The 26,073-nt window shown below is 72.6% G+C and carries 17 protein-coding genes and 1 pseudogene (1 of these 18 only partly in view); 14 read left to right on the top strand and 4 right to left on the bottom strand.

Annotated features, from left to right (window positions below; genetic code table 11):
* From ACZ5ON_RS04925 to sbnB, 5 genes and pseudogenes are all read left to right on the top strand, one after another.
* Positions 1-193: the 3' end of an SDR family NAD(P)-dependent oxidoreductase gene (locus ACZ5ON_RS04925; RefSeq protein WP_465585609.1), read on the top strand. It extends 20,297 nt beyond the left edge of the window; the window shows 193 of its 20,490 coding nt (coding positions 20,298-20,490); the start codon falls outside the window, past its left edge; it ends in the stop codon at positions 191-193.
* Positions 190-7,884 (top strand): annotated as a pseudogene (locus ACZ5ON_RS04930) (amino acid adenylation domain-containing protein); the annotation flags it as partial. The gene ACZ5ON_RS04925 and the pseudogene ACZ5ON_RS04930, both read left to right, overlap by 4 nt.
* Before the next feature lie 67 nt (positions 7,885-7,951).
* On the top strand, positions 7,952-8,212 hold the full coding sequence (locus ACZ5ON_RS04935) for an MbtH family protein (RefSeq protein ID WP_465585612.1): 261 nt from the start codon (positions 7,952-7,954) through the stop codon (positions 8,210-8,212).
* 52 nt (positions 8,213-8,264) lie between these two features.
* Complete coding sequence (sbnA, locus tag ACZ5ON_RS04940; protein WP_465585614.1) at positions 8,265-9,284, top strand: 2,3-diaminopropionate biosynthesis protein SbnA; 1,020 nt, start codon at positions 8,265-8,267, stop codon at positions 9,282-9,284.
* Entirely contained in the window at positions 9,278-10,321 is a 1,044-nt protein-coding gene (sbnB, locus tag ACZ5ON_RS04945; RefSeq protein WP_465585616.1) for a 2,3-diaminopropionate biosynthesis protein SbnB, read from the top strand. Before sbnA ends, sbnB begins: the two co-directional genes overlap by 7 nt.
* A gap of 115 nt (positions 10,322-10,436) precedes the next feature.
* Here sbnB and ACZ5ON_RS04950 read toward each other — a convergent pair whose 3' ends face one another.
* The gene (locus ACZ5ON_RS04950; RefSeq protein ID WP_465585618.1) at positions 10,437-11,612 is read right to left on the bottom strand and encodes an LLM class flavin-dependent oxidoreductase; all 1,176 of its coding nucleotides are present in this window, start codon (positions 11,610-11,612) and stop codon (positions 10,437-10,439) included.
* 345 nt (positions 11,613-11,957) lie between these two features.
* Here ACZ5ON_RS04950 and ACZ5ON_RS04955 point away from each other — a divergent pair, with 345 nt between their 5' ends.
* From ACZ5ON_RS04955 to ACZ5ON_RS04970, 4 genes are all read left to right on the top strand, one after another.
* Entirely contained in the window at positions 11,958-12,149 is a 192-nt protein-coding gene (locus ACZ5ON_RS04955) for a hypothetical protein (protein WP_465585622.1), read from the top strand.
* A gap of 85 nt (positions 12,150-12,234) precedes the next feature.
* Positions 12,235-12,597 (top strand): carbamoyltransferase C-terminal domain-containing protein, encoded by a 363-nt coding sequence (locus ACZ5ON_RS04960; RefSeq protein ID WP_465586111.1) that lies wholly within the window; start codon positions 12,235-12,237, stop codon positions 12,595-12,597.
* Positions 12,598-12,628: 31 nt separating this feature from the next.
* Positions 12,629-13,840, top strand: coding sequence for an MFS transporter (locus ACZ5ON_RS04965; protein ID WP_465585625.1), 1,212 nt, complete (start codon positions 12,629-12,631; stop codon positions 13,838-13,840).
* Between the two features lie 144 nt (positions 13,841-13,984).
* A complete protein-coding gene (locus tag ACZ5ON_RS04970; protein ID WP_465585628.1) occupies positions 13,985-15,325 on the top strand; it encodes a GH1 family beta-glucosidase in 1,341 nt (446 codons plus the stop codon).
* Positions 15,326-15,428: 103 nt separating this feature from the next.
* Here ACZ5ON_RS04970 and ACZ5ON_RS04975 read toward each other — a convergent pair whose 3' ends face one another.
* Genes ACZ5ON_RS04975 through ACZ5ON_RS04985 form a run of 3 tightly spaced genes read right to left on the bottom strand, consistent with a single transcriptional unit; the run spans position 15,429 to position 19,061 of the window.
* Positions 15,429-17,795: an FtsX-like permease family protein gene (locus ACZ5ON_RS04975; RefSeq protein ID WP_465585631.1), complete on the bottom strand. Its 2,367-nt coding sequence runs from the start codon at positions 17,793-17,795 to the stop codon at positions 15,429-15,431.
* A gap of 4 nt (positions 17,796-17,799) precedes the next feature.
* Complete coding sequence (locus tag ACZ5ON_RS04980) at positions 17,800-18,561, bottom strand: ABC transporter ATP-binding protein (protein ID WP_465391429.1); 762 nt, start codon at positions 18,559-18,561, stop codon at positions 17,800-17,802.
* The gene (locus ACZ5ON_RS04985) at positions 18,558-19,061 is read right to left on the bottom strand and encodes a PadR family transcriptional regulator (protein WP_030556227.1); all 504 of its coding nucleotides are present in this window, start codon (positions 19,059-19,061) and stop codon (positions 18,558-18,560) included. Before ACZ5ON_RS04985 ends, ACZ5ON_RS04980 begins: the two co-directional genes overlap by 4 nt.
* 144 nt (positions 19,062-19,205) lie before the next feature.
* Here ACZ5ON_RS04985 and ACZ5ON_RS04990 point away from each other — a divergent pair, with 144 nt between their 5' ends.
* The 5 genes from ACZ5ON_RS04990 to ACZ5ON_RS05010 all read left to right on the top strand — a co-directional run bounded on the left by ACZ5ON_RS04990 (position 19,206) and on the right by ACZ5ON_RS05010 (position 26,038).
* A complete protein-coding gene (locus ACZ5ON_RS04990; RefSeq protein WP_465585634.1) occupies positions 19,206-20,510 on the top strand; it encodes an ABC transporter substrate-binding protein in 1,305 nt (434 codons plus the stop codon).
* Positions 20,511-20,714: 204 nt separating this feature from the next.
* Entirely contained in the window at positions 20,715-22,415 is a 1,701-nt protein-coding gene (locus ACZ5ON_RS04995) for a glycoside hydrolase family 13 protein (RefSeq protein ID WP_465585637.1), read from the top strand.
* 54 nt (positions 22,416-22,469) lie between these two features.
* Positions 22,470-23,798 carry an ABC transporter substrate-binding protein gene (locus tag ACZ5ON_RS05000; protein WP_465585639.1) on the top strand — a complete coding sequence of 443 codons (1,329 nt, stop codon included), beginning with the start codon at positions 22,470-22,472 and terminating at the stop codon, positions 23,796-23,798.
* Positions 23,799-23,804: 6 nt separating this feature from the next.
* Entirely contained in the window at positions 23,805-25,118 is a 1,314-nt protein-coding gene (locus ACZ5ON_RS05005) for a carbohydrate ABC transporter permease (RefSeq protein WP_465585643.1), read from the top strand.
* Positions 25,115-26,038 (top strand): carbohydrate ABC transporter permease, encoded by a 924-nt coding sequence (locus ACZ5ON_RS05010; protein ID WP_465585647.1) that lies wholly within the window; start codon positions 25,115-25,117, stop codon positions 26,036-26,038. Before ACZ5ON_RS05005 ends, ACZ5ON_RS05010 begins: the two co-directional genes overlap by 4 nt.
* Positions 26,039-26,073 lie beyond the last annotated feature (35 nt).

The following is a 26,073-nucleotide window of genomic DNA, read 5'->3' on the forward strand; positions in this document are numbered from 1 at the left end:
CGCCCTCGGCGGCTATTCGCTGCTGGCGACCCAACTGGCCGCCCGGGTGCGTGAGGAGCTCGGGGTGGAGCTGCCGATGCGCGCGGTGTTCGAGGCGCCGACACCCGCGGGACTGGCAGTGCGGCTGGACCAGCCGATCGTGGCACGGCGACCCAAGCTTCGCAGGATGACCATTGAAGGAGACGCCTCATGATTCCGTTGTCTTTCGCACAGCGGGGACTGTGGTTCCTGCACCGACTGGAGGGCCCCAGCGCCACCTACAACCTGCCGCTGGTGCTCCGCCTCTCCGGTGCACTCAACCGGGAAGCACTGGACTTGGCACTGCGCGATGTGATGGGTCGACACGAGGCGCTGCGAACGGTCTTCCCCGAGGACGGCGGCGAGTCCCGCCAGGTGGTGCTGGAGCTGGATGCGGCCTGGCCCGGCCTGCGGACCGTCGAAGCGCCTGACGAGCGGGAGGTCACCGCGGCAGTCGAGGCAGCGGCCCGGCACGCGTTCGAGCTCTCCAGCGAGCCGCCGCTGCGCGCGACGCTGATCGAGGCCTCGGAGCGGGAGCACACCCTGGTCCTGGTGCTGCATCACATCGCCAGTGACGGCTGGTCATTGGGTCCGCTGGCTCGCGACCTGTCCACCGCGTACGGCGCCCGCCTGGTGGGTCAGGAACCGCGGTGGTCCCCGTTGCCGGTGCAGTACGGCGACTACACCGTCTGGCAGCGCGAGCTGCTGGGCGAGCTGGACGACCCGCAGAGCCTGGCCGCCCAGCAAGTGGCCTACTGGCGCCAGGTGTTGGAGGGGGCGCCGGAGGAGCTCGCGCTGCCCTACGACCGGCCGCGCCCGGCGGTGGCCTCCTACCGCGGCGGCTATGTGCCCTTCGAGGTGCCGGCCGCCGTGCACCAGGGCCTGCGCCAGGTGGCACAGGGGCATGAGGCGACGCTCTTCATGGTGCTGCAGGCGGCCCTGGCCGCGCTGCTGTCGCGGCTCGGTGCGGGGCCCGACGTGCCGATCGGGTTCGACGTGGCGGGTCGCTCGGACGAGGAACTCCAGGGGCTGGTCGGCTTCTTCGTCAACACGCTGGTGCTGCGCGCCGACGTGTCCGGCGACCCCACCTTCACCGAACTGCTCGGTCGGGTGCGCCAGGCGGCCTTCGCCGCCTACGCCAACCAGGACGTTCCGTTCGAGTACCTGGTCGGGGCGCTGGCCCCGGCCAGGTCTGCCGCCCGCCACCCGCTGTTCCAGGTGGAGCTGGTGCTGGAGGACGGCGGCCAGGCCGAGTTCGCGCTGCCGGGCCTGACCACCCGCCTGGAGCTGGAGGGCACCGGCCGCTCCCGCTTCGACCTGATGTTCTCGGTACGCGAGTGGACGGCAGCGGACGCCGCACCGGCCGGGCTGACCGGCGTGCTGGAGTACGCCGTCGACCTGTTCGACCACGAGACGGTCGAGCGGCTGGTCGACGCCCTGGTGCGGGTGCTGGCCCAGGTGGCGGTCGAGCCCGGCCTGCCGGTGGGGCAGCTGGCCGTTCTCTCCGAGTCGGAGCGGCACCAGGTGCTGGTCGGCTGGAACGACACCGGCGCGGGTTCCGGCGCGGACGATCTGGTGGAGTGCGTGCGCCAGGCCGCCGCGGCCGGACCGAACCGGCCCGCGGTTGCCGACGGTGCGGGTGAGGTGAGCTACGCGAAGCTGGTCGCGCTGGCCGGTGCACTCTCGGCCCGGCTGTGCGCGCTGCCCGCCTGGGCTCCGGGACAGGTGGTCGGGGTGCTGGCCGAGCCCGGGATCGGGTTCGCGTCGGCGGTGCTTGGCGTGCTCGGTGCCGCGGGCGCGTTCGTACCGCTGGACCCCGCGGCCCCCCGCGCCCGGTCGGCGGCCGTGCTCGCCGACGGCGGTGCCGGGGTGCTGCTGGCGGGGGCGGGCCTGGAGGCGGCCGCCGAGGAGCTGGCGGCTGAGTCCGGTGTGGCCGTGACCGTCCTGCCGCTTCGCGACCCGGGTGCCGAGGGCGAGTGGCACGGTCCGTGGCCGGCCGTCTCGGCCGATCCGCAGGACCTCGCCTACGTGATCTTCACCTCCGGCTCGACCGGACGGCCCAAGGGCGCCATGGTCCACCGCGGGGGCATGGCCAACCATCTGGCCGCCAAGATCGCCGACCTCGCGCTGACCGCCGACGACCTCGTGCTCCAGAATGCCCCCCTGACCTTCGACGTCGCCGTCTGGCAGCTGCTGGCCGCGCTGGCCGTCGGCGGCCGGGTCCGGGTCGTCGACCACGACACCGCCGCCGACCCCGAGGCGCTGTTCGGCGTGGTGGCGGCCGAGCGGGTCAGCGTCCTCGAGGTGGTCCCCTCGCTGCTGCGGGTTGCTCTCGACACCTGGGACGAGGGCGCGTCGGCACCCCAACTGGCCGACTTGCGCTGGCTGATGGTGACCGGCGAGGAGCTGCCGCCCGGCCTGTGCGAGCGTTGGTTCGCCCGCTACCCGGCCATCCCCCTGGTCAACGCCTACGGCCCCACCGAGTGTTCGGACGATGTCGCGCATGCGGTGCTGACCGGCCCGGTGGCCGGGGCCCGGGCGCCGATCGGCGGCCCGGTGCGGGGCACCCGGTTCTTCGTCCTCGGTGACGACCTGCGTCCGGTGCCGATCGGCGTCCCCGGCGAGCTCTACGTGGCCGGCGACGGAGTCGGGCGAGGCTACGTGGGCGACCCGGCCCGCACCGGCGCCGTCTTCGTGGCGGACCCCTACTCCCCGCAGACCGGCGGGCGGATGTACCGCACCGGCGACCAGGTGCGCTGGCGGGCGGACGGGCAGCTGGAGTTCCTGGGCCGGCGCGACCACCAGGTCAAGGTTCGCGGCCACCGGATCGAGCTCGGCGAGGTCGAGGCGGCCCTGCGCGGGGCGCCCGGCGTCACCGCGGCCGTCGCCGCCGTGGTACGCGATGCGGCCGGGCGCGCCCTGCTCTGCGGCTACGTCGCGGGCGAGGCCCAGGCGGCCGCCGTTCGGGCGCACGTGGCCGGACTGCTGCCCGGCTACATGGTCCCGGCCGCCGTGCTGGTGCTGCCCGCACTGCCGCTGACCCCGCACGGCAAGATCGACCGAAAGGCGCTGCCCACACCTGAGTTGGGCACGGCCAGCGCCTCGCGACCGCCGCGCACGCCCGCCGAGGAGATGCTCTGCGGCCTGTACGCCGAGATCCTCCAGATGGAGACGGTCGGCGCCGAGGACGGCTTCTTCGAGCTGGGCGGCCACTCGCTGTTGGCCACCCGGTTGGCCTCGCGGGTGCGCAGTGTCTTCGGCGTCGAGTTGCCGGTCCGCGAGGTGTTCGAGGCCCCCACGCCCGCCGCGCTGGCCCTGCGGATCGACACCTCGTCGGCTGCCCGGGCAGCCCTGGTCCGCCGGCCCCGGCCCGAGCTGGTGCCACTCTCCTTCGCCCAGCAGCGCCTGTGGTTCCTGCACCGCCTGGAGGGGCCGAGCGCCACCTACAACATGCCGGTGGTCATGCGGCTGGCCGGCGAGCTGGACCGAGCGGCGCTGGACGCCGCGCTGCGCGACCTGCTGAGCCGGCACCACAGCCTGCGCACCGTTTTTCCCGAAGAGGGCGGGGTGCCACGGCAGTTGGTGCTCGACCCGGACCAGGCCTGGCGCGGCATCGAGGTCAGGGAGCTGGCCGTCGAGGGTCTCACCCAGGCGGTGGAGGAGGCCGCACGGTACGGCTTCGACCTGAGCTGCGAACCGCCGCTGCGCGCCACGCTGCTCAAGGTGTCGGCGCACGAGCACACCCTAGTCCTGGTGCTGCATCACATCGCCAGCGACGGCTGGTCGTTGGACCCACTGGCTCGTGACCTGGCGCAGGCATACCAGGCCCGTCGCCAGGGCAGGGAGCCGAGCTGGGGCGAACTGCCGGTACAGTACGCGGACTACGCGCTCTGGCAGCGCGAGCTACTGGGTGACGAGGCTGACCCTGCCAGCCAGCTGGCCAGGCAAGTGTCGTACTGGCGAGAGGCGTTGGAGGGCGCGCCGGAGGAGCTGGCGCTGCCCTACGACCGCCCGCGGCCGGCGCTGGCCTCGCACCGCGGCAGCTTCGAGACCTTCGCCTTCGGCCCCGATCTGCACGAGGGCCTGCTGCGGATCGCCCGCGAGCACGGCGTGACGCTCTTCATGGTGCTGCAGGCGGGTCTGGCGGCGCTGCTCTCCAGGCTCGGCGCCGGCCAGGACATCCCGATCGGGTTCGGGGTGGCCGGCCGGCTGGACGAGGCGTTGGACGGTCTGGTCGGCTTCTTCGTCAACTCCCTGGTGCTGCGCGCCGATCTGACCGGTGACCCGTCCTTCGCCGAGCTGCTCGGGCGGGTCCGGCGCTCGGCGCTGGCGGCCTACGCCCACCAGGACGTACCGTTCGAGCACCTGGTCGGGGCGCTCGCCCCGGTCCGCTCGCCCGCCCGCCACCCGCTCTTCCAGGTGGCCCTGGTGCTGCAGAACAACAAGCGCGCCACCTTCGAACTCCCCGGCCTGCAGGCCGAGCTGGAGTGGGCGAGCACCGGTACCTCCCGGATCGACCTGTTCTTCTCGCTGAGCGAGCGGACGGACCCGCACGGCTCCCCGGCCGGCCTGGACGGCACGGTGGAGTACGCCACCGACCTGTTCGACCGCGCCACGGTCGAGCGGCTGATCGGCCGGCTGCTGCTGGTGCTGACCCAGGTGGTGGCCGAACCGAGCCTGCCCGTGGACCAGTTGACGGTGCTCGACGAGGTGGAGCGCGAGCTGCTGTTGACCACCCGCAACAACACCGCACTGGCGCTGCCGGGCCCGGAGGAGACCTTCAGCGCCCTGTTCGAGGCGCGAGCGGCGAGCAATCCGCAGGCACCGGCGGTGGTCCACGGCGGTGCGAGCGTCTCGTACGCGGAGTTGGATGCGCGGGCCAACCGCCTGGCGCGCCACCTGGCCGGGCTCGGAGTGGGCCCCGAGGACGTGGTGGCAATCGCGCTGCCGCGCTCGGTGGACCTGGTGGCGGCAGTCCTGGGCGCCCTCAAGTGCGGCGCCGCGTACCTGCCGGTGGACCCTGGCTACCCGGCCGAGCGGCTGGCCTACATGCTGGCCGATGCCGCGCCGACGGCGCTGGTGGTGGACGGCCGTACGACGGCTGCCCTGCCGGCCTGCGCCGCCACCCGGGTGTTGCTGGACGACCCCGAAGTCGCCCGGCACCTCGCCGAGTTGTCCGGTGCTCCGCTGACGGACGCCGAGCGGGTGGGGCCGCTGCGGCCCGACAACCCGGCCTACGTGATCTACACTTCAGGATCCACCGGCCGCCCCAAGGGTGTCGTCGTCCCGCACGCCGGCCTGCCCAGCCTGGCGGCCGCCCAGGCTGAACGGCTCGGTGTGGACACCTCCGGTCGGGTCCTGCAACTGGCCTCGCCCAGCTTCGACGCCTCCGTCTGGGAGCTGCTGATGGCACTGGCCTCGGGCGCGGCCCTGGTCCTGCCCGAGGGCGAAGGACCGTTGGTGGGAGAGGAGTTGGTGGCGGCACTGGCCGAGGCCGGGATCACCCACCTGACCGTAACGCCCTCGGCGCTCGAAGCGGTGCCGGTCGGCGCCGAGTCGGCGCTGGCGAGTCTGCGGGCCGTCGTGGTGGCCGGTGAGGCCTGCCCGCCGGCGCTGGCCGCACGGTGGTCCCGGGGCCGGGTGCTGGTGAACGCCTACGGCCCGTCCGAGGTGACGGTCTGCGCCACGATGAGCGGCCCGCTCGCCCCGGCACGACTCGGCGGCGGACCGGTGCCGATCGGTGGGCCGCTCAGCAACGCGCGGGTCTACCTGCTGGACGCGAACCTGCGCCCGGTGCCCACCGGCGTGGCCGGCGAACTGTACGTGGCAGGCGCCGGATTGGCACGCGGCTACCTTGGCCGCTCGGAGCTGACCGCGACCCGCTTCGTGGCCTGCCCGTTCGGCGCCCCGGGGGAGCGGATGTACCGCACCGGCGACCTGGCGGCCTGGACCGGGGAGGGCCAACTGGTCTTCCGCGGCCGGGCGGACGAGCAGGTCAAGATCCGCGGCCACCGGGTGGAACTCGGCGAGGTCGAGGCGCGCCTGGCGGAGCACCCCTGGGTGGGCCAGGCGGTCGTGCTGGCCCGCGAGGACGTGCCGGGTGACCCCCGACTGGTGGCCTACGTGGTCCCGGATCCCGAGGCCGACCCGACCACTGACCCGACCGCCCAGGACGCCAGTGGCAAGCCCGCAGCGGACCTGGTGCAGGAGTGGGAGGAGATCTACGAGGAGGTGTACACCGCTGCGGACGCGGCCCCCTGGGACGAGGACTTCCGTGGCTGGGACAGCAGTTACGACGGTCGGCCGATCCCGGTCGAGCGGATGCGCCAGTGGCGGGACGCGGCCGTCGAGCGGATCAGCGAACTGCGGCCGCGCCGGGTGCTGGAGATCGGTGTCGGTTCCGGGCTGCTGCTGTCCAAGCTGGCCGCCCGGTGCGAGACCTACTGGGGGACCGACATCTCGCCCGCGGCCGTGGACCGGCTGGCCCGGCAGGTGGCGACCGAACCCGCCCTGACCGGGAAGGTCGAGCTGCACTGCCTGGCCGCCGACGCGCTGGGCGGCCTGCCGACCGGCTTCTTCGACACGGTGGTGCTCAACTCGGTGGCGCAGTACTTCCCCGACGCCGACTACCTGGCCAAGGTGGTCGACGCCTGCCTGAGCCTGCTGGTGCCGGGTGGGGCCATGGTGCTGGGAGACGTGCGCAACCTGCACACGCTGCCCGCGATGCAGGTGGGCATCGCCGGCTGCCAACTGCCCGCCGACACCGCCGTGGCCCAACTGCGCACCACGGTGGAGCGCGCGGTGGCCGCGGAGGAGGAGCTGGTGATCGCCCCGGAGTTGTTCACCGCTCTGGCCGAGGCCGACGAGCGCGTCGCCGGGGTCGACCTGCGCCTCAAGCGGGGCTCGTACCACAACGAGCTGACCCGGCACCGCTACGAGGTGGTGCTGCACAAGGCCTGCGCCACGGCCGCGCCGCCGCGCACGCTGGACGGTCTGCCGCACCACAGCTGGGCGCAGCTCGCGAGCGGCGCCACCAGCCGGCAGCAGGGTGACGGCGTGGCCGCCCTGGCCGCGCTGCTCGCCCAGAGTCCGACCGGGCTGCGGATCAGCGCGATCCCCAACGCCCGCCTGGTGGGAGAGTTCGCCGCGCTGGCCCAGCTGCGGGCCGGCAACGCCCCGCATCAGGCGCTGGCGAGCCACCAGGGCGAAGGCGTGGACCCGGAGGCGCTGTGCCGGCTGGGTGAGGCCCTCGGCCTGCGGGCCGTGCCCACCTGGTCGGCCGACCGACCCGACCACTTCGACCTCACCTTCCTGCCGGCCGACGCCCATGGCCCGGTGGCCGCCTACACCGGCACTGCCCCGGTGCACGGCGGCGCCCGGACCAACGACCCGGTCGCTGCCCGCCGCCGCCGGCAGTTGATCACTCGCACACCCGCCGTCCTGCGGGAGCACCTGCGGGGCATCCTGCCCGGGTTCATGGTCCCCGCCGCGTTCGTCGCACTGGCGGACCTGCCGGTGACACCGAGCGGGAAGCTGGACCGGCGAGCGCTGCCGGCGCCGGACTTCGCGGCGGCGGCCGAGGTCGCGCGGGCGCCGCGCAACCCGCGCGAGGAGAGCCTGTGCAAGCTGTTCGCCGACCTCCTCGGGATCGAACAGGTCGGCGTCGACGGCGACTTCTTCAAGCTGGGCGGTCACTCGCTGCTGGCCACCCGGCTGGCCTCGCGGGTGCGCACCGTACTCGGAGTGGAGCTGCCGGTGCGCGCGCTCTTCGAGGCGCCCACCCCCGCCCTGCTGGCGGTGCGGCTCGAGCAGTCCGCCGCTGCCCCCGCCCGCCCCAAGCTGCGCGCGCTCCGCCGCAAGCCCTGATCCCCCCGATCCACCGCACCGCGAGCTGATGCTCACTCACATCGATGACGAATCAAGGAGAACTGCCATGACCAACCCCTTCGACAACACCGACGCCCGCTTCCTCGTGCTGGTCAACGACGAGGGCCAGCACTCCCTGTGGCCGGTCTTCGTCGATCAGCCGGCCGGCTGGACCCGCGCCTTCGGCGAGGACAGCCGTGAGGCCTGCCTGACCTACATCGAGCAGAACTGGACCGACATGCGCCCCAAGAGCCTGGTCGACGCGATGAACGCCCAGTCGTTGAACGCTCAGTCGGCGAGCCCCCAGTCGGCGAGCCCCCAGTCCTGAGCACCCAGGCGAAGTAGCGCACGGCCCGGCCGGACAGGAACAGGAGAGCGCAGTGCTCCGGACAGGAATTCTCTCGACCATCGGTTCGACGCCCCTGGTCGAACTCACCAGGCTTTTCAGCGACGACCGCATCAAGGTGTACGCCAAGCTCGAGGGATTCAACCCGGCGGGGAGCATCAAGGACCGTCCGGCCATGGCGATGCTGAGCGAGAAGATCCGCCGCGGTGAGCTCGTACCGGGAAAGTCGGTGGTGATCGAATCCAGCTCGGGCAATCTCGGCATCGGTCTGGCCCAGGTCTGCCGGTACTACGATCTGCGCTTCATCTGCGTGGTCGACCCCAGGGCGAACAAGCAGAACATCGACATCATGCTCGCCCTGGGCGCCGAGGTGGAGATGGTCGCCGAGCCCGATCCGCAGACCGGCGACTACCTGCCGGCCCGGGTGCGCCGGGTCCGTGAGCTGACCGCCCGGATCCCGGGCGCCCACTGGACCAACCAGTACGGCAACGAGCTCAACGCGCTGGCGCACCGCACCACGATGCGCGAGATCGTCGAGGCGATGCCGGGCCGGCTGGACTACCTGATCTGCTCGGCGAGTTCCTGCGGCACATTGCGCGGCTGCGCCGAGTACGCCGCGGAGCAGAACCTGTCGGTGAAGATCGTGGCCGTGGACGCCCTCGGCAGCGCGATCTTCGACCCGAACCCGCCGGCGGTCCCCCGCCTGCTGCCCGGCCACGGCGCCGCGATCCGCCCGCCGCTGCACCTGCCGGGCCTGGCCGACTCGGTGATCCACGTCAGCGACCTGGAGTGTGTGGCCGGTTGCCGACACCTGGCGGCGACCGAGGCGATCCTGGCCGGCGGCTCCTCCGGGGCGGTGGTCAGCGCGTTGGCCGGGCTGCGCGACAGCCTGCCCGACGGCGCCACCTGTGCGGTGGTCCTCCCCGACCGTGGCGAGCGCTATCTCGGCACGATTTACAACGACTCCTGGGTGGCCGCCCATTTCGGCGGCATCCCGCAGCTCTCCGACATCCAACTTCCCGCTGTTCAGGCCACGGAGGCAGTCTCATGCTAGTCATCGGAAACAAGGCTGTTCGGACCGTCCTGGACGGACGCGAGCACCAGGTGCTCGACGCCGTCCGCCGCGCCTACGTGGGGCACGCGGAGGACGACACCTCGCTGCCCCACTCGGTGTTCCTGCGTTTCCCGGACGCCCCGCAGAACCGGATCATCGGCCTGCCCGCCTATCTCGGCGGCAGCAGCCAGGTGGCCGGGATGAAGTGGATCTCGTCGTTCCCCGACAACATCTCGGCCGGACTGGAGCGTGCCTCGGCTGCCATCATCCTCAACTCGCTGCGCACCGGGCATCCGGAGGCGCTGATCGAGGGCTCCACGATCTCCGCGCGCCGCACCGCGGCGAGCGCTGCCCTGGCCGCGAGCGTCCTGACGGGTGGTAGCGCCCGGGCCGGCCGGGTCCGGGTCGGCGGCGCGCAGCGCGCTGTGTCGCTGATCGGCTCCGGTGTGATCAACGGTGAGGTGCTGCGCTTCCTGCGGGTGGTCGCGCCCGAGCTGCGCTCGCTCTGCCTCTTCGACCTCGACCGCAGCCGGGCCCAGGCCTTCGCCGCGGCCCACGCCCCGGACCTGGGCGTCACCCACGCCGAGTCGATCGAGGAGGCGCTGGCGGCCAGCCCGCTGGTCTGCATCGCCACCACGGCGGCGGTCCCGCACGTCGATCTCTCGGCCTGCCGCCCCGGCTCGGTGGTGCTCCACCTCTCACTGCGCGACCTCACCCCCGAGGCGCTGCTGGGAGCCGTGAACGTGGTCGACGACGCGGACCACGTGTGCCGTGCCTCGACCTCCCTGCACCTGGCGGAGGAGCAGGTGGGCCACCGCGAGTTCATCGCCACCTCGATCGGCGAGATCCTGGCGGCGGGCCGGTCCTACCAGCGGGACCAGCAGCGGGTCACGGTCTTCTCGCCGTTCGGCCTGGGCATCCTGGACCTGGCGCTGGCCGAACTGGTGCAGCGCGTGGCGGAGCAGGACGGGCTGGCGGTGCGGCTGGACGATTTCCTGCCGCAGCAGCAGGCGGCGTCGGCCCGAACCGGTGGCTGAGCCATCCTCAGCGGCCCGTGCCTGAACGCCGAAAGACCTGATCGCGGGAGAGCCGCACCCCGGAGGGCTCTCTCGCGATCAGGACAGCGTCCCGGCCCCCTGCCGGCGGACCCGCTTACGGCACCTCGGCGAGCGGGAGCGCAGCGGCCGCCTGCTCGGCAGCCGCCCTCTCAGCGGCCGCCTTGGCGGCGTCCCGCTTGGCGACCTCCTCGCGGACGATCGGAATGACGTACCGCCCGAAGTCGATCGCGTCGCCGAGCAGGTCGTAGCCGCGGATGGTGAAGATCTCCACCCCCAGGTCGTAGTAGTCGAGCAGTGCCTCGGCGACCGTCTCCGGGGTGCCGACCAGTGCGTTGCAGTCGTTGATCCCGCCGACGATGGAGGCGATCCCGGTCCACAGCGCGCGGTCGTAGCGCTCACCGGCCTCGGCGATGGCCATCAGGCGCTGCGAGGCCGCGTTCTCCGGAGTCCGCTGCGCGCGCTTGCCGTCGGGGTCGTTCGGGTCGGCCGGCGGCAGGAACCGGCGGGCGTTGCCCTCGATGACGCCGGCGATCCGGTGGGCCTTCTGCCAGGCCAGCTCCTCGGTCGCCCCGATGATCGAGCGCAGGCCCACCTGGAACCGCGGCGCCCCAGTGCGCCCGGCCGCCACCGCGGCGGCCTCCACCCGGGCGATCTCCGCGGCGGTGTGCGCCAGCGGCTCGCCCCAGAAGGCGTAGACGTCCGCCAGCGCGCCGCCGACCTCCAGGGCGGCGGCCGACGCGCCGCCGAAGGAGATCAGCGGACCGCCGGGGCGGGCCGGCGGGAAGGCCGGGCAGTAGTCCTCGAACTCGTAGAACTCGCCCCGGTGGTCGAAGGGCTCCCGAGCGCTCCAGGCCTGCTTCATGATCCGGATGTACTCGCCGGTCCGGGCGTAACGCCGGTCCTTGGGCAGGTAGTCGCCCTCCCGCCGCTGATCGGCGTCGCTGCCGCCGGAGATCATGTGCACGGTCAGTCGGCCGTCGCTGATCCGGTCCAGGCTGGCGAAGAGCCGGGCGGCGACGGTCGGGTGACAGGCGTTCGGGCGGTGGGCGAGCAGCACCTGGAGCTTGTCCAGCTTGGAGACGGTGTACGTGGCGACCGTCGTCGGGTCCGGGATGCCCGCCGAGTAGGGGACGAGTACCCGGTCGAAGCCGTGCTCCTCGTGGGCCCGCGCCAGGCGCAGCGTGTAGTCGCGGTCGAGGATCTCGGTGGTGCGGCGACTGGACTCCGAGGCGTCGCTGGTCCACAGGGCGCCGACGAATTCAACGGGCATGGTGCCTGGCCTTTCGGGTGATCCTTGGGGGTTTCGGCCGCTCGGCGCCTGGTGCGCCTGCCGGAGCCAGCCACTGTCGTCCAGCCCGATGTACATCGCATCAATGACCTGGGCGCCGGCCGCGAACCCGCCCCGGCAGGTGAGCCGGCCGTGGGTCGGCCCGTGACGACGACGGGCCGAACGCCTGCTCCGGCCTGCCCGGAAGCGCGTATATCCCCCGTTCATCGGTGAAGACCAAATGTAGATCCCCAGCCGGAAGACTCTGCCGGAGCCGCCGGTGAGGCCGTCGAAACGCTCCACCGCTCGGCCGCCTCCAGCAAGTGATCAGTGGATGGAGACACACCCATGGAGCTCAGCACCACACCGCTCGCCCGCACCACCCGACGGGCCCTGGCCACCGCCGCGGCCACCGCGCTGTTGGCTCTCGGCACCGCGTCGCTCCCGGCCGTCGGCTGGACCCAGCCGCACAGCGCCCAGGCCGCCGCTGGCGATGCGGGCACCGTGCAGCTCGAGGAGTGGAGCAGCACCGGCTCCTGAATCCGGGGCAAGTCGCGGCCGACACCGAAGCAGGCAACACCAGCGAGGGAACGAGCAGTGCTGACACTGGGCGTGAAGGCATCACATCGAGTACCGCCCGGTCGCGCCGCTCTGCCTCACCGAGCGCGCTCCCGAGATCTTCGACCCGGGCACCCGGGACCGCTACATGCTCTTCGACCACCAGATGCGCCCCGGCTGGGCCGAGCAGGTACCGGCCATCGTGTACCTGGACAACTCCGCCCGGCTGCAGACCATCGACCCGTCGGTCGACGCCGCCGCGGCCCGGATCCTGGTGGAGTACGAGCGGATCAGCGGCATCCCGGTGCTCTGCAACACCAGCGCCAACCTCAACGGCAGCGGCTTCTTCCCGGACGTGGCCTCGGCCGCCCGCTGGGGCCAGACCCGCTACATCTGGTCGGACGGGCAGCTCTACGCCAACCCTCGGTAACTCACACCGCCGGCCAGCAAGGACTCTCCTCATGACCACCGCCGAGACGACCCGCGCCAACCGGCTCGGATCAGGGTTCCACCAGGTCTGGGCCTCGACCGCGGTCTCCAGCCTCGGCGACGGCCTGCGGCTGGTCGCCCTGCCGCTGCTCGCGGCCCAACTCACCACCGATCCGCGGGAAATCGCCGCGGTCGCGCTGGCCGGTCAACTGCCCTGGCTGCTGCTGGGCCTGCTGTCCGGCGTGCTCGCGGACCGGGTCGACCGCCGCCGGATACTGTGGACCGTGGACGCGGTCCGCGCCCTGGTGGTGAGCGTCCTCGCCGTCGCGGTCGCGGGCCACGCGGTGTCGATCCCGTTCCTGGTCGCGGTGGCCTTCGTGCTGGGCTCCGGGCAGGCACTGTTCGGCGGTGCCTTCTCCGGGGTGATCCCGGTGCTGGTGGCACCCGAGGAGCGTCCGCGGGCCAACGCGCGACTGCAGTCCAGCGCGCTGATCAGCAACACCCTGCTCGGCACGCCGCTGGGCGCGGTGCTCTTCGGCGTCACCGCCGCGCTCCCGTTCGGCGTGGACGCCGCCTCCTTCGCGCTCTCCGCCGCGCTGCTGCTGCCGCTGCGCGGCGACTTCCGCCCTCGCACCGAGCCGAGCAGCAACACCCTGGCAGCCCTGGGCCGGGACACCGTCGAAGGCGTCCGCTGGCTCTGGCGCCACCAACTGCTGCGCCGGCTCTGCCTGGTGGCCGGGATCGGCAACCTGGTCGGCGGTGGCGTGATCGCCATCCTGGTGCTCTTCGCCAAGGACTCACTGGGCCTGAGCAGCATGGGCTTCGCCCTCTTGCTGGGCGCCTCCGCCATCGGCGGCGTGGCAGGCGCCACCGCCACTCCGCGCCTGCTCACCCGCTTCGGCCCCGGCCCACTCCTCTCACTCACCATGGCCGGCGCCGCCCTCTGTGTGGCCGGCCTCGGTGTCGCCACCTCAGCTCTCGCGGCAGGCCTGGCCATCATCGGCTACGGCGCCACCAACGTGGCCTGGAACGTCACCGCCGTCTCCCGGCGCCAGGCACTCGTGCCCACCGAACTCCTGGGCCGCGTCAGCACGGCCTACCAGATGGTCACCGGCAGCACCGCCGCCCTCGGCGCTGCCGCGTCCGGCCTCACCGCCCAAGCCTTCGGCCTGCGCGCCCCGTTCTTCGCAGCCGCACTCCTCCTCGCCCTCGCCTGCCTGATCAGCCCCCGCCCCACCGCGTAGCCGCTACCAGCCCCGAGAACTCGCGCCAGAGCCAGGAACTCCCCGCTGGCGGATAGTTGAGGGTGGCGTTAGCCGACGGCCTCTGGTGCTTCGGTGTTGCACCAGTAACATGAGTTCTCCTCATGTTTACGTCAGGAGGCTGCCATGCCGGACCGTCTCGACCTGCCGGCGGGGTTCCGCTGGGGTGCCGCCACCGCCGCCTACCAGATCGAGGGGGCGGTGACCGAGGACGGGCGCGGGCGCTCCGTCTGGGACACATTCTCCGCCCGCCCCGGCGCCGTCCGGAACGGGCACACGGGTGCGGTGGCCTGTGACCACTACCACCGGTACCCCGAGGACATCGCGCTGATGAAGGGCCTCGGGCTGGACGGCTACCGCTTCTCCATCGCCTGGCCCCGGGTGGTGCCCACGGGCTCGGGTGCGGTCAATCCCGCCGGACTCGCCTTCTACGACCGCCTGGTGGACGCCCTGCTGGAGGCTGGCATCGCGCCGCTGCCCACCCTCTTCCACTGGGACCTCCCGCAGGGCCTGGAGGACAGCGGCGGCTGGCTCAACCGCGACACCGCGTACCGCTTCGCCGAGTACGCCTCGGTGGCGGCGGACCGTCTGGGTGACCGCATCCCCACCTGGATCACGCTCAACGAGCCCTTCGTCCACACGGTGTTCGGCTACGCGCTGGGTACCCACGCCCCTGGCCGCACCCTCATGTTCGAGGCTCTCCCGGCGGCCCACCACCAGCTCCTCGCCCACGGCCTGGCGGCCGCCGTTCTGCACGAGCGCGGCCTGGAGGTGATGCTCTCCAACAACCTCACTCCCGTCTGGCCCGCCTCCGATTCCGCCGCCGACGCGGCCGCCGCCGAGACCTATGACGCCCTCCACAACCGCCTGTTCACCGACCCCGTCCTCCTCGGCCGCTACCCCGACCTCTCCGTCCTGGGCGTCCCTGACGACATCTACGGCGCCATCCGCTCCGGCGACGTCGACCTCATCCACACCCCCGGCCTCGACGGCCTCGGCCTCAACTTCTACAACCCCACCCGCGTCGCCGCCCCCACCGGCCCCGGCCTCCCCTTCACCCTCGTCGACATCCCCGATGTCCCCCACACCGCCTTCGGCTGGCCCGTCGTCCCCGACGCCCTCCGCCAACTCCTCCACCGCCTGCGGGACGTGTACGGCAGGGCCCTCCCACCCATCACCATCACCGAGAACGGCTGCTCCGTCACCGAGGACACCACCCCCGACCAGCCCCGCATCGACTTCATGGCCACCCACCTCGACGCCCTCGCCCAGGCCATCGCCGAAGGCATAGACGTCCGCGGCTACTACACATGGTCCCTTCTTGACAACTACGAGTGGTCCGAAGGGTTCCATCAAAGGTTCGGCCTGGTCCACGTCGACTTCGAGACGCAGAGGCGCACGCCGAGGGCCTCGTACGCCTGGTACCGCGAGGTGGTCGCGGCCCACCGGGCGCGACACGGGAGGTAGGCCTTGCGGCGCCTCACCAGGGCCGGGGCCCGCGACGCCGTCGACGCCGTCGCCGAACAACTCGTGGGCGGGAGGGCGAGCAGTGAACCGGTGGCCGCGACGTCTACCGGTCGGCGCCGTCCGGGGTCCGGGTGGGCGGGGGGATGCGCAGCACCGGGAGTGCGCAGAGGGCGGCGGCCGCCGTGGCGCAGATGGCGGCCATGGCGAGGACCGTCCAGGTGGAGGGGGCCCGGGCGATGCCCGCGCCGATGCCGCTCAGCTCGCCCTGCCGGTCGATGAGCCGGCGGACGAGCGGGATGGCGACGGCCGAGCCGACGGCGACGGTAATGAGGGCGATGGCTGTCCCGCGGACGGCGAGCACGACAGCGGACTGGCCCGGGGTCAGGCCGATCGCCCTGAGCAGGCCGAGGTCCCGGCGGCGTTCGTGGAAGCCGGCGGTGGCCGTGGTGAGCAGGTCGACCAGGCCGATGAGGGCGAGCAGGAGCAGGAGGCCGACCACGCTGGCCCGCAGGGCGCCGGGTCGGGTGACCGGGCCGGTGGGGAGACGGATCTCCGTCTGCCCGGCGAGGCCGGCGCGGGCGGGGAGGTCGCGTTGGACCTCTGCCGGGTCCTGGCCGGGGCGCAGGGTCAGCTGCCAGAAGTCGGGGTGGGTGGGGTCACCGGGCCGGTCGAGGGTGTCGAAGCCGGTGGACAGGACACGGCCGCCGTGTTCCGGTTCGAGATTGCGTCCGACGATGTGCAGGATGCGCGGGGTGCTCCCGGTTGTGAGCCGCACCCACTGGCCGACCCGAGCACCGAGCAGGTCGAGGGCGCCCTGTCCGGCCACGGCCTCGTCGGTGGCGCGGATCGCCCGGCCCTCGACGAGGGTGTACGGGTACGGGGCGTCGGTGGTGCCGACGGCGCGGAGGGTGAGTGTTGCGGACTGGCCGGGCGCCAAGGCCTGCACCTCGGTGCCCGGAAAGACGCCCTGCACGGCGACATCGGCGGCAAGGGCGCTGGCGAGCTGCCCGTCGCCGGGTGTCTGATCGGGGGTGGTGCGGCGGGCGGTGACGGACGGGACGGTGGCGCCGCCGTCGGGCCGGGTGACGGCGTCGAGGGTCGACCAGGTGCTCAGGGCCAGGGTGGCGGCAACGACCGGGACGGTCAGCCGCAGGGCGCTTCCGACCAGGTCCGAGCGTCGGCGCAGGACGCTGCCGAGCCCGAACACGACGGCTGGCGGCAGCCGTCGGAGTGGGCCGAGCCGGACCGGCCGGGCCGTCATGACGGGTGGCCGGGTGCCGTCGGTCGGGGGTACGGGGACGACCCGGGCGGCCCGAAGGGCGGGCAGCGCGGCGGCGGCCCCGACGGCGAGGAGCGCGGCGGCGACCACGGCGCCGGTGGTCGCCGTACCGCCGGGGACGAGCCCGTGGAGCGCGTCGGTCCCGCCGCCGAGGGCCGGTACGGTGTGGACGGCGATCGCGGCCCCGCCGGCGCCGAGCAGCACTCCGGTGCCGGCCAGCAGGAGCTGTTCGGCGATGAACATCCAGGCGACCTGGCCGGCGGTGAAGCCGAGCGCCTTGAGCAGGGCGATGTCGCCGGTCCTGGAGCGGATCCGCCCGCCGGCCGCGCCGGCCACCGCGAGGGCGGCGGCGAGCAGTGCGGCGAGTCCGCTGAGGCCCAGCAGCAGGCCGGCCAGCCGGTTGTCCTGCTGCCGTGCGGCCCGCGCGTCCAGCCAGGTGGTGATCCGGGAGACCCGCTCGGCGCCGAGGACGCTGACCACTCGCTGGGCCGTGTACCCGGCGTCGGAGGGGTGGGCCAGCCGCAGGCCGAGGGTGAGTCCTTGGGCCGCCCATTCCGGCTGCACGAGGTCGAGGGTGGCGGGAGGGGCCCAGCCGAGGTCGTAGCCGGCGGCCTGGCTGGGCAGCTGGTCGGGGCTGTCCGCGATGCCGAGGACCCGGAGGTCGACGGGGCCACCATGGGCGTCGAGGACGGTCAGGTGGTCCCCGGGGTGGGCCCAGGCGGCGTCGGCCGCGGACTGTTCGAGCACGATGCCGTGGATGTCGTCCGGATCGAGCCAGGTGCCGGAGCGCAGCAGCGGGCGGGCCGCGTCCGGGTTGTCGCCGCGCAGTACGAGCGTGGTGCGGCCCGGCGGGCCCGCGTTGGTGGCGCCGTCGGCGCGTCGGCCGACCAGGGTGGTCTCGGCGGTGTGCTGGGGCGGTGAGACGGCGAGTACGCCGGGTTCGCCCGCGAGCACGGCGGCCGAGGGTTCGTCGGCGCTGCCCCGGGCGGTCGCGGACGGGCGCAGGTCGATCCGGATGTCGGGTGATCCGGCGGCACGGAACTGCCGCTGCCACGGGTCGGCGGCGGCGCCGAGCAGCGTGCCGGCGAGCAGGAGGGCGGCGGCGGTGCCGCCGGTGGCGAGGACGATCAGCAGGGCGTGGAGGCGGTGCGAGCGCAGGTCGGCACGGATCCAGCGGAGGATGGCAGGCACCGGCTCACCCGCCGAAATCGATGATGTCGCGGACCCCGACGGCGCGCCGCGCGGCCGGGGGCTCCTCCACCCGGGCGTCGTCGGCGACCCGGCCGTCGAAGAGGCTGACGACGCGGTCGGCGGTGCTCGCCGCCCTGGCGTCGTGGGTGACCAGCACGATGGTGGTGCCCTGTTCGTGGTAGCGGCTGAGCAGGGCGAGGACATCGCGGGTGCTGCGGCTGTCGAGGTTCCCGGTGGGCTCGTCGGCGAGGAGCAGTTGAGGCCGGTTGACCAGCGCGCGGGCCAGGGCGACCCGCTGGCGCTCACCGCCGGAGAGCTCGCCGGGCCCGGCGGCGGCCTTGTGGGCGAGGCCGAGGTCTTCAAGGAGTTCCTGGCGGCGTTCGCGGGCGGTGCGGCCGGACATGCCTGCGAGCACCGCGGTCAGTTCGATGTTGTCGGCGACGGAGAAGTCGGGGAGCAGGTTGCCGCTCTGGAAGACGATGCCGTAGTGCCGGCGGCGCAGGCGGGCCCAGGCGGACTCGCGCAGGCGGTCCACCCGGCGCCCGTCGAGCCACAGCTCGCCCTCGTCGGGCCGCAGCAGGCCGGCGAGGAGGTGCAGCAGGGTGGATTTGCCGGCGCCCGAAGGGCCGGTGACGGCGACGAACTCGCCCCGGTCGATCCGCAGGCTGACGCCGCGGACCGCGGGTATCAGGGTCGAGCCGCTCAGGTGCGAGCGCACCACGCCGTCGGCGGCCAGCAGCGGTCGTATCGGTTCCGAGCCGGTCACGTGAGCTCCTCCTGGCAACGCTCCAGCCAGTCGAGGTCGGCCTGCAGGTGCAGGACCGCGCCCTCGATCAGCAGCAGCGAGGTCCGGTTGCCGCGCTCGGTGGCGGCCAGCTTGTTGAGTCCGCGCATCGTGTTGATGCAGTGCCGGCGCTGGTTGTTGATCAGCGTCAGCCGGTCGGCGAGGTCGGTGCCTTCGGCCAGGATCAGCTTCATGAAGAACTCGTCCCTGACCCGGGGCCCCTCGGTGGGTGCCTCGAACCAGCCGGCGAGTTCCTCGGTGCCCTTCTCCGTGATCTCGTAGACCTTCTTGTCCGGCCTGCCCTCCTGCGTCACCTCGGTGCCGTGGATCAGTCCGGACTTCTCCAGTCGGCTCAGGGTCACGTAGATCTGGCCGATGTTCGGCTGAGGGTACGCCGCGCCGAAGGTCTGCTCAAGCCCCTGCTTGAGCTCGTACCCGTAGGCGGGCTGCCGGGCCAGCAGCGCCAGCAGCTGATGGCGCACCGGGCGTCACCTCTTCCTTCTCGTCCCTGTTCGCTGGTTACACCTCGGTCACACAGTACGGGCAGGCGGGCTCCCACCAGCAGGGAGGCCGTATAAAGGGACGTACGTCGGCGCCCACCCGTGCCGGCGGATCGAAGGAGATCCATGGACGACCGGCCGCCCACCGGGGACGCGGGCCGTCGGCGCGTGGTGCGCGCGCTGGTCGGCGGAGCGGCGGTGCTCGCGGCCGGGGGCGCGTCCGCCTGGTACGGCCTCGCCGGCGACGCGCAGGCGGCGGGCGACCCGGAGGGGGTCGGGCCGGTCACGCTGGCCACCGGCCGCGACACCACCCATTACCTGCGTGGGCTGCTGGCCGACTGGAACGCCGAGCACCCGGACCAGCCCGCCGAGCTGGTCGAGCTGCCCGAGGCGGCGGACGAGGTGCACGCGCAGCTCGCCGGCGAGCTGTCGACCGGCGGGAGCCGCTTCGACGTGCTCAACCTCGACGTGGTGTGGACGGCCGAGTTCGCGGCCAGGCGTTGGACCGTGCCGCTGGACGAGTCGGACTTCGCACTGGGCAGTTTCCTGCCGCCGGTCGTGCGGACCGGACGCTATGACGGGCGGCTGTACGCGGTACCGTTCGTCGCCAACGCCGCCCTGCTGTACTACCGGAGCGACGTGCTGGCCGCCGCCGGTGAGCAGCCGCCCACCACCTGGCCGGAACTGGTGCGGCAGGCACGGACGCTGGCCCCCGCGCACGGGCTGTCCGGGTACGCGGGCCAGCTGAGCCCCTACGAGGGCCTCGCCGTCAACGCGCTGGAGGCCATCCGCTCGGCCGGAGGGGACCTGCTGGCCGGCGACGGAACCGTGGTGGTCGACAGCCCGCAGGCCCTGGCCGGACTGGAGTTCCTGGCCGGGGGCGTGCGCGACGGCTGGATCCCGCCCGAGGTGCTCGGCTACCAGGAGGAGGAGTCCCGCGCGGCCTTCGGCCGGGGCGGCCTGCTCTTCCTGCGGAACTGGCCGTACGTCTACCACGCGGTCGGCGCCGCCGGGTCCCCCGTGGAGGGGCGGTTCGGCGTGGTGCCGCTGCCCGGCCCGAACGGGCCCGGCAGCGGTGTGCTGGGCGGCTCGGGCCTGGCGGTCAGCCGGTTCTCCCGGTACCAGCGCACCGCCCAGGCGCTGATCGGCTACCTGACGAGCCGCCGGGCGCAGTACCGCGTGCTGACCGACGGTGGGCTGCCGCCGGTCTGGGCCGACCTGTACGCGGACCCGGACCTGACAGCCCGGTTCCCGTACCTGCCCGTGCTGCGCACGGCGATCCTGGCGGCTGGCGCGCGCCCCGGCGTGCCGCAGTACCAGCAGCTGAGCCTCGCGTTCAGCGAGACGGCGTTCGAGGTCGTGTCGGGCCGTCGGACCGCCGAGGCGGCGCTGCCCAGGCTGGCCGCGGACCTGCGCGCCATCGTCGGCTGAGTCGACGCCGACGACGCCGACGACGCCCCGGGGCGGTCCGCCCCTGCTTCGCGAGGCTCCTACCCGCGAGTACCTAACATGTATCTACTCGTGATCGGGCATCGCTTCTCGTAACTCCTGGGAAACGGCATCAGACAAGGGCTTAACAGTGCCCGTATCTGCCTGCTATACCTAACGCGAATGCATAACCGTTGGAGTAGCGAGATGCCCAACCCCACCCTCCCCGACGGCGACGCGGTCACCCTGCCGCGCGCTCGTTCGCACGCCCCCACCACCCCCGCCGCCCGTGCCTGGTGGCGCGACGCCGTGATCTACCAGATCTACGTGCGCAGCTTCCGTGACACCGACGGCGACGGCGTCGGCGACCTCGCCGGCGTCCGGGAACAGCTGCACCACGTGCGGCAGCTGGGCGCCGACGGCGTCTGGCTCAACCCGTTCTACGTCTCACCCCAGCACGACCACGGCTACGACATCGCCGACCACTGCGCCGTCGACCCGGTCTACGGAGACCTCGCCGAGTTCGACCGCCTGGTGACGGACTGCCGACTGCTCGGCCTCAAGCTGGTCCTGGACGTCGTCCCCAACCACTGCTCGAGTGATCACCCGTGGTTCCAGAAGGCGCTGGCCAACGGCCCCGGCAGCCCCGAGCGGGCGCGGTTCCACTTCGCCGACGGGTGCGGCGAGGCCGGGGAGCTGCCTCCCAACAACTGGCGGGCCATGTTCGGCGGCCCGGCGTGGACCAGGGCCACCGAGGCCGACGGCCGGGCCGGCCAGTGGTACCTCCACCTGTTCACCCCGGAGCAGCCCGACTTCAACTGGCGCAACCCCGACGTCGCCGCCCACTTCGAGGAGGTGCTGCGGTTCTGGCTCGACCGCGGCGTCGACGGCTTCCGGATCGACGTGGCGGCCGGGCTGTACAAGCATCCCGAGCTGCCGGACTCGCCCGACCCGGACGTGGACGAGCGCACCCGCGACTCGGTCAACCCGCTGGCCTGGAACCAGCCGGAGGTGCACGAGGTCTGGCGCCGGTGGCGCGCGATCTGCGAGGAGTACACCGTCCGCGACGGCCGGCAGCGGCTGCTGGTCGGCGAGGCGTCGGTGCCCACGCCGGCCGAACAGGCGCTGTACGTGCGCCCCGACGAACTGCACCAGGCATTCTTCTTCCACCTGCTGCACGCGCCGTGGGACCTCGCGCACTTCCACCGGGTCATCGACGACGCCGTGCGGGACATCACCGCCACCGGATCGACGGTCACCTGGGTGCTCAACAACCACGACCAGGTCCGCACGGTGAGCCGGTTCGCCGGGGAGGACCCGGCCTCCGGCCCCGCCCGGGCCAAGGCCGCCGCCCTGCTGATGCTGGCACTGCCCGGAGCCGCCTACATCTACCAGGGCGAGGAATTCGGACTGCCCGAAGTCCTCGACCTGCCGGATGAGTTGATCACCGACCCGATCTTCCGCCGCACGGGCAGCCGGACCGGGATCCGCGACGGCTGCCGGATACCGCTGCCCTGGTCGGGCGCCGAGGCTCCATTCGGTTTCAGCCCGCCGGACAGCCCGGCCGCGCCGTGGCTGCCGCAGCCGGCCTCGTTCGCCGCCCACACGGCAGAGCGGCAGCGGAACGACGCCGGATCCGTGTTCCACCTGTACCGCGCCGCCCTCCAACTGCGCCGTGAACTCCCACAGCTCGGCGAGGGCACGCTGCGGTGGCTGGAGACCCCGCCCGGCGTCCTCGCGTTCGTCCGTGGCGAGGGCCTGGTGTGCGCCGTCAACTTCGGCGACACCCCCGCGCCGGCCCCGGTCGTCGGTCCGCCCCTGCTGGCCAGCGGTACGTGCATTGACGGCTTCCTGTCGCCCGCTACCGCCGCCTGGTGGGTCAATCCCACTACTGCCAGCAGTATCTGACTATCAATCACATAACGACGCCTCCCATCCGCCCTCACGGAAGAAGACCCGACGATGAGACTCCGTAGCGCCCTTCCCACCCTGACCGCCTGCGTCCTGCTGGCCGCCACCGCAACCGCCTGCGGCAGCGGGGGAGGCGGCACCGCCGCCGACTCCGCCACCCAGGAACTCAAGGGACAGACCCTGACCGTCGCCGCCGTGTGGAGCGGTACCGAGCAGGAGAACTTCAAGAAGGTGCTGGACGCCTTCACCGCGAAGACCGGTGCCGCCGTCAGCTACACCTCCACCGGTGACAACCTCTCCACCGTGGTCGGCAGCAAGATCGAGGGTGGCGACCCGATGGACGTGGTCATGGTCGCCCAGCCCGGCGTGATCAAGCAGTTCGCCGGGAAGGGCTGGCTGGCGCCGCTCTCGTCCGCCGTCACCGACGCCGCGAAGAAGGACTACGCCGGCATCTGGTCCAGCCTCGGCACCGTCAACGGCACCCAGTACGGCCTCTACTTCAAGGCCGCCGACAAGTCGACCGTCTGGTACAGCCCCACCGCCTTCCAGAACGCCGGCGTCCAGCCCCCGGCCACCTTCGACGACCTGCTGAAGGCCAGTCGGACGCTCTCCGACTCCGGCACCCCGGCCTTCTCGGTCGCCGGCCAAGCCGGCTGGACCCTCACCGACTGGTTCGAGAACGTCTACCTCTCCCAGGCCGGACCCGAGCTCTACGACAAGCTCACCCGGCACGAGATCCCGTGGACCGACCCGTCGGTCCTCAAGGCGCTGACTACCCTCGGCAAGGTCTTCGGCGACAAGCAACTCGTCGCCGGCGGCGGCCAGGGCGCCCTGCAGACCGACTTCCCGACCTCCGTCCAGGAGGTCTTCGGAGCACAACCCAAGGCCGCCATGACCTACGAGGGCGACTTTGTCGGCGGTGTCATCGCCTCCGAGCTGAAGAAGCAGGTCGGCACCGACGCCAAGGTGTTCCCCTTCCCCGCCGTGGACGGCGGCAAGGCCCCGGTGATGGGCGCGGGCGACGCGGCGGTCGTCCTCAAGGGCGCCAAGCACCCCGAGGCCGCGCAGAAGTTCGTCGAGTTCCTGGCCGGCCCCGAGGCGGCCACCGTCTGGGCCAAGGCCGGCGGCTTCATCTCGCCCAACAAGGCCGTCGACCCCTCGGTCTACCCCGACGACACCACCCGGCAGTTCGCCAAGTCGGTGATCGACGCCGGCGACGCCTTCCGCTTCGACATGTCGGACCAGGCCCCCGCCGCGTTCGGCGGCACCGCGGGCCAGGGCGAGTGGAAGGACCTCCAGGACTTCCTCGCCGACCCCTCCGACGTCCAGGGCACCGCGACCAGGCTCGAAGCCGACGCGGCCAAGGCCTACAAGGGCTGATCCACCATGTCTCTGCGCTCACCCCGCAGTGGCCGGGCATCCGGTGGCGCGCTCCGGCGCCACCGGGGCCTCGCCCTGCTCTTCGTCCTGCCCGCCCTGCTGCTGCTCGGCGCCCTCGTCGTCTACCCCATCGGCTACTCGGTGGCCCGCAGCCTCTTCGACGCCTCCGGCCACCGCTTCGTCGGACTCGACAACTACGGCACCGCCTTCACCGACCACGCCACCCTCACCGCCGTGCGCAACAACGCGATCTGGGTCGCCGTCGCCCCGGCACTGGTGACCGCCGTCGGCCTGGTGTTCGCGGTGCTCACCGAGAAGATCCGCTGGGCCACCGCGTTCAAGCTGCTCGTCTTCATGCCGATGGCGATCTCCTTCCTCGCCGCCGGGATCATCTTCCGCACGGTGTACGACGCGGACCCGCACCGCGGCGCGCTCAACGCCGCCGCGGTCGCCGTCCACGACACCTTCAACGACCGGTCGACCTACCCGGGAGCCCACCCGCGCCCCGGCGGCGGCCTCGACCGGGCCCAGGGCGGCGACATCACGGCGCCCACCAGCACGCGCGTCGTGCTGCTGCCGCTGGTCGGCGTGCAGCCCGGCGCTCTGCCGGCGACCGCCCGGACGGCCCAGGAGCCGGCCGGCGGCGACGGGGTCAGCGGCACGGTGTTCCTGGACTTCGTCCCGGGCGGCGGCGGCCACCCCGGCCGACTGGATGCCGGGAAGAAGGGCCTTCCCGGCGTCACCGTCCAACTCCGGGACGGCGGACGGACGGTCGACACCACCACCACCGCCGCCGACGGCACCTTCCGGTTCGGCGCGGCCCCGACCGCCACCACCTCGGTGGTGATGCCGGCCGCGAACTTCGCCGCCCCCTACCGCGGCGTCGACTGGCTCGGCCCCGCCTTCATCACCCCAGCCATCATCGGCGCCTACATCTGGATTTGGGCCGGCTTCGCCATGGTCATCATCGCCGGGGGCCTCGCCAACCTGCCCCGCGAGACCATCGAGGCGGCCAGGATCGACGGCGCCGGCGAATGGCAGATCTTCCGCCGCATCACCGTGCCCCAACTCGCCCCGGTCCTCGGCGTCGTGTTCATCACCATGGTCATCAACGTGATGAAGATCTTCGACCTCGTGTACATCATCGCGCCCGGACCGGTGCAGCAGGACGCGAGCGTGCTCGCTCTCCGGCTCTACCTGGTCTCCTTCGGCGGCGGCAACGACCAGGGCCTCGGCAGCGCCCTCAGCGTCCTGCTGCTGCTCCTGGTCGTGCCGGTGATGCTTCTCAACGTCCGACGCTTCCGAGGGAGCCGCGCATGACCACCACCCAGGCGGCCCCGTCCGTCCCCACCACCACCGTGCCCGCACCGGTGCCCGCCGGCCGGCCCGCCCTGCCGCTCACGACCCGGCTCGCCGCCCTCACCCGAAGCGGCCTCGTCCAGACCGTGCTGATCGTGGCTGCCGTCGCCTGGCTGGTGCCCACCGTCGGCCTGCTGGTCTCCTCGCTGCGCCCCAAGCAGGTCGCGGCCACCGGAGGCTGGTGGACGGCACTGACCGAGCCCGCCCAGCTCACCCTGCAGAACTACACGGCGCTGCTCGGCGGCGGCGACGTCCCCGAGGCGTTGTGGAACACCGTGCTCATCAGCGTCCCGGCGACCCTGCTGACCGTCGCCCTCGCCGCAGGAGCCGGCTACGCCTTCGCCTGGATGCGCTTCCCCGGTCGGGACGCCGTCTTCCTCGGTGTGGTCGGGCTGCTGGTCGTGCCGGTGCAGGTCGGGCTCATCCCGGTCGCCAAACTCGAGGGCGCCGTCGGGCTGTTCGGCACCATCCCCGGCGTCGTGTTGTTCCACGTCGGCTACGGGCTGCCGTTCGCCGTGTTCCTGATGCGCAACCACTTCCTGGAGATCCCCGCCGAACTCCTGGAAGCGGCACGGATGGACGGCTGCGGGGAGTGGCGGATCTTCCGCACCCTCGCCCTGCCGCTCGCCGCACCGGCCGTCGCCTCGCTGTGCATATTCCAGTTCCTCTGGGTCTGGAACGACATGCTGGTCGCGCTGATCTTCGCCGGCAACGACTCGCAGCCGCTGACTGTCTACCTGCAGTCCCAGATGCGGCAGTTCGGCAGCAACATGGACATCCTCGCACCCGGCGCGTTCCTGTCCCTCCTGGTCCCCGTGGGGGTGTTCCTCTGCTTCCAACGATTCTTCATCCAGGGAGCGATGGCCGGATCTGTGAAGTGAGACCGGTGGGGGCGCCCCGCTGCAATGACAGCCTG

The organism is Kitasatospora sp. NPDC032150, assembly GCF_055579945.1.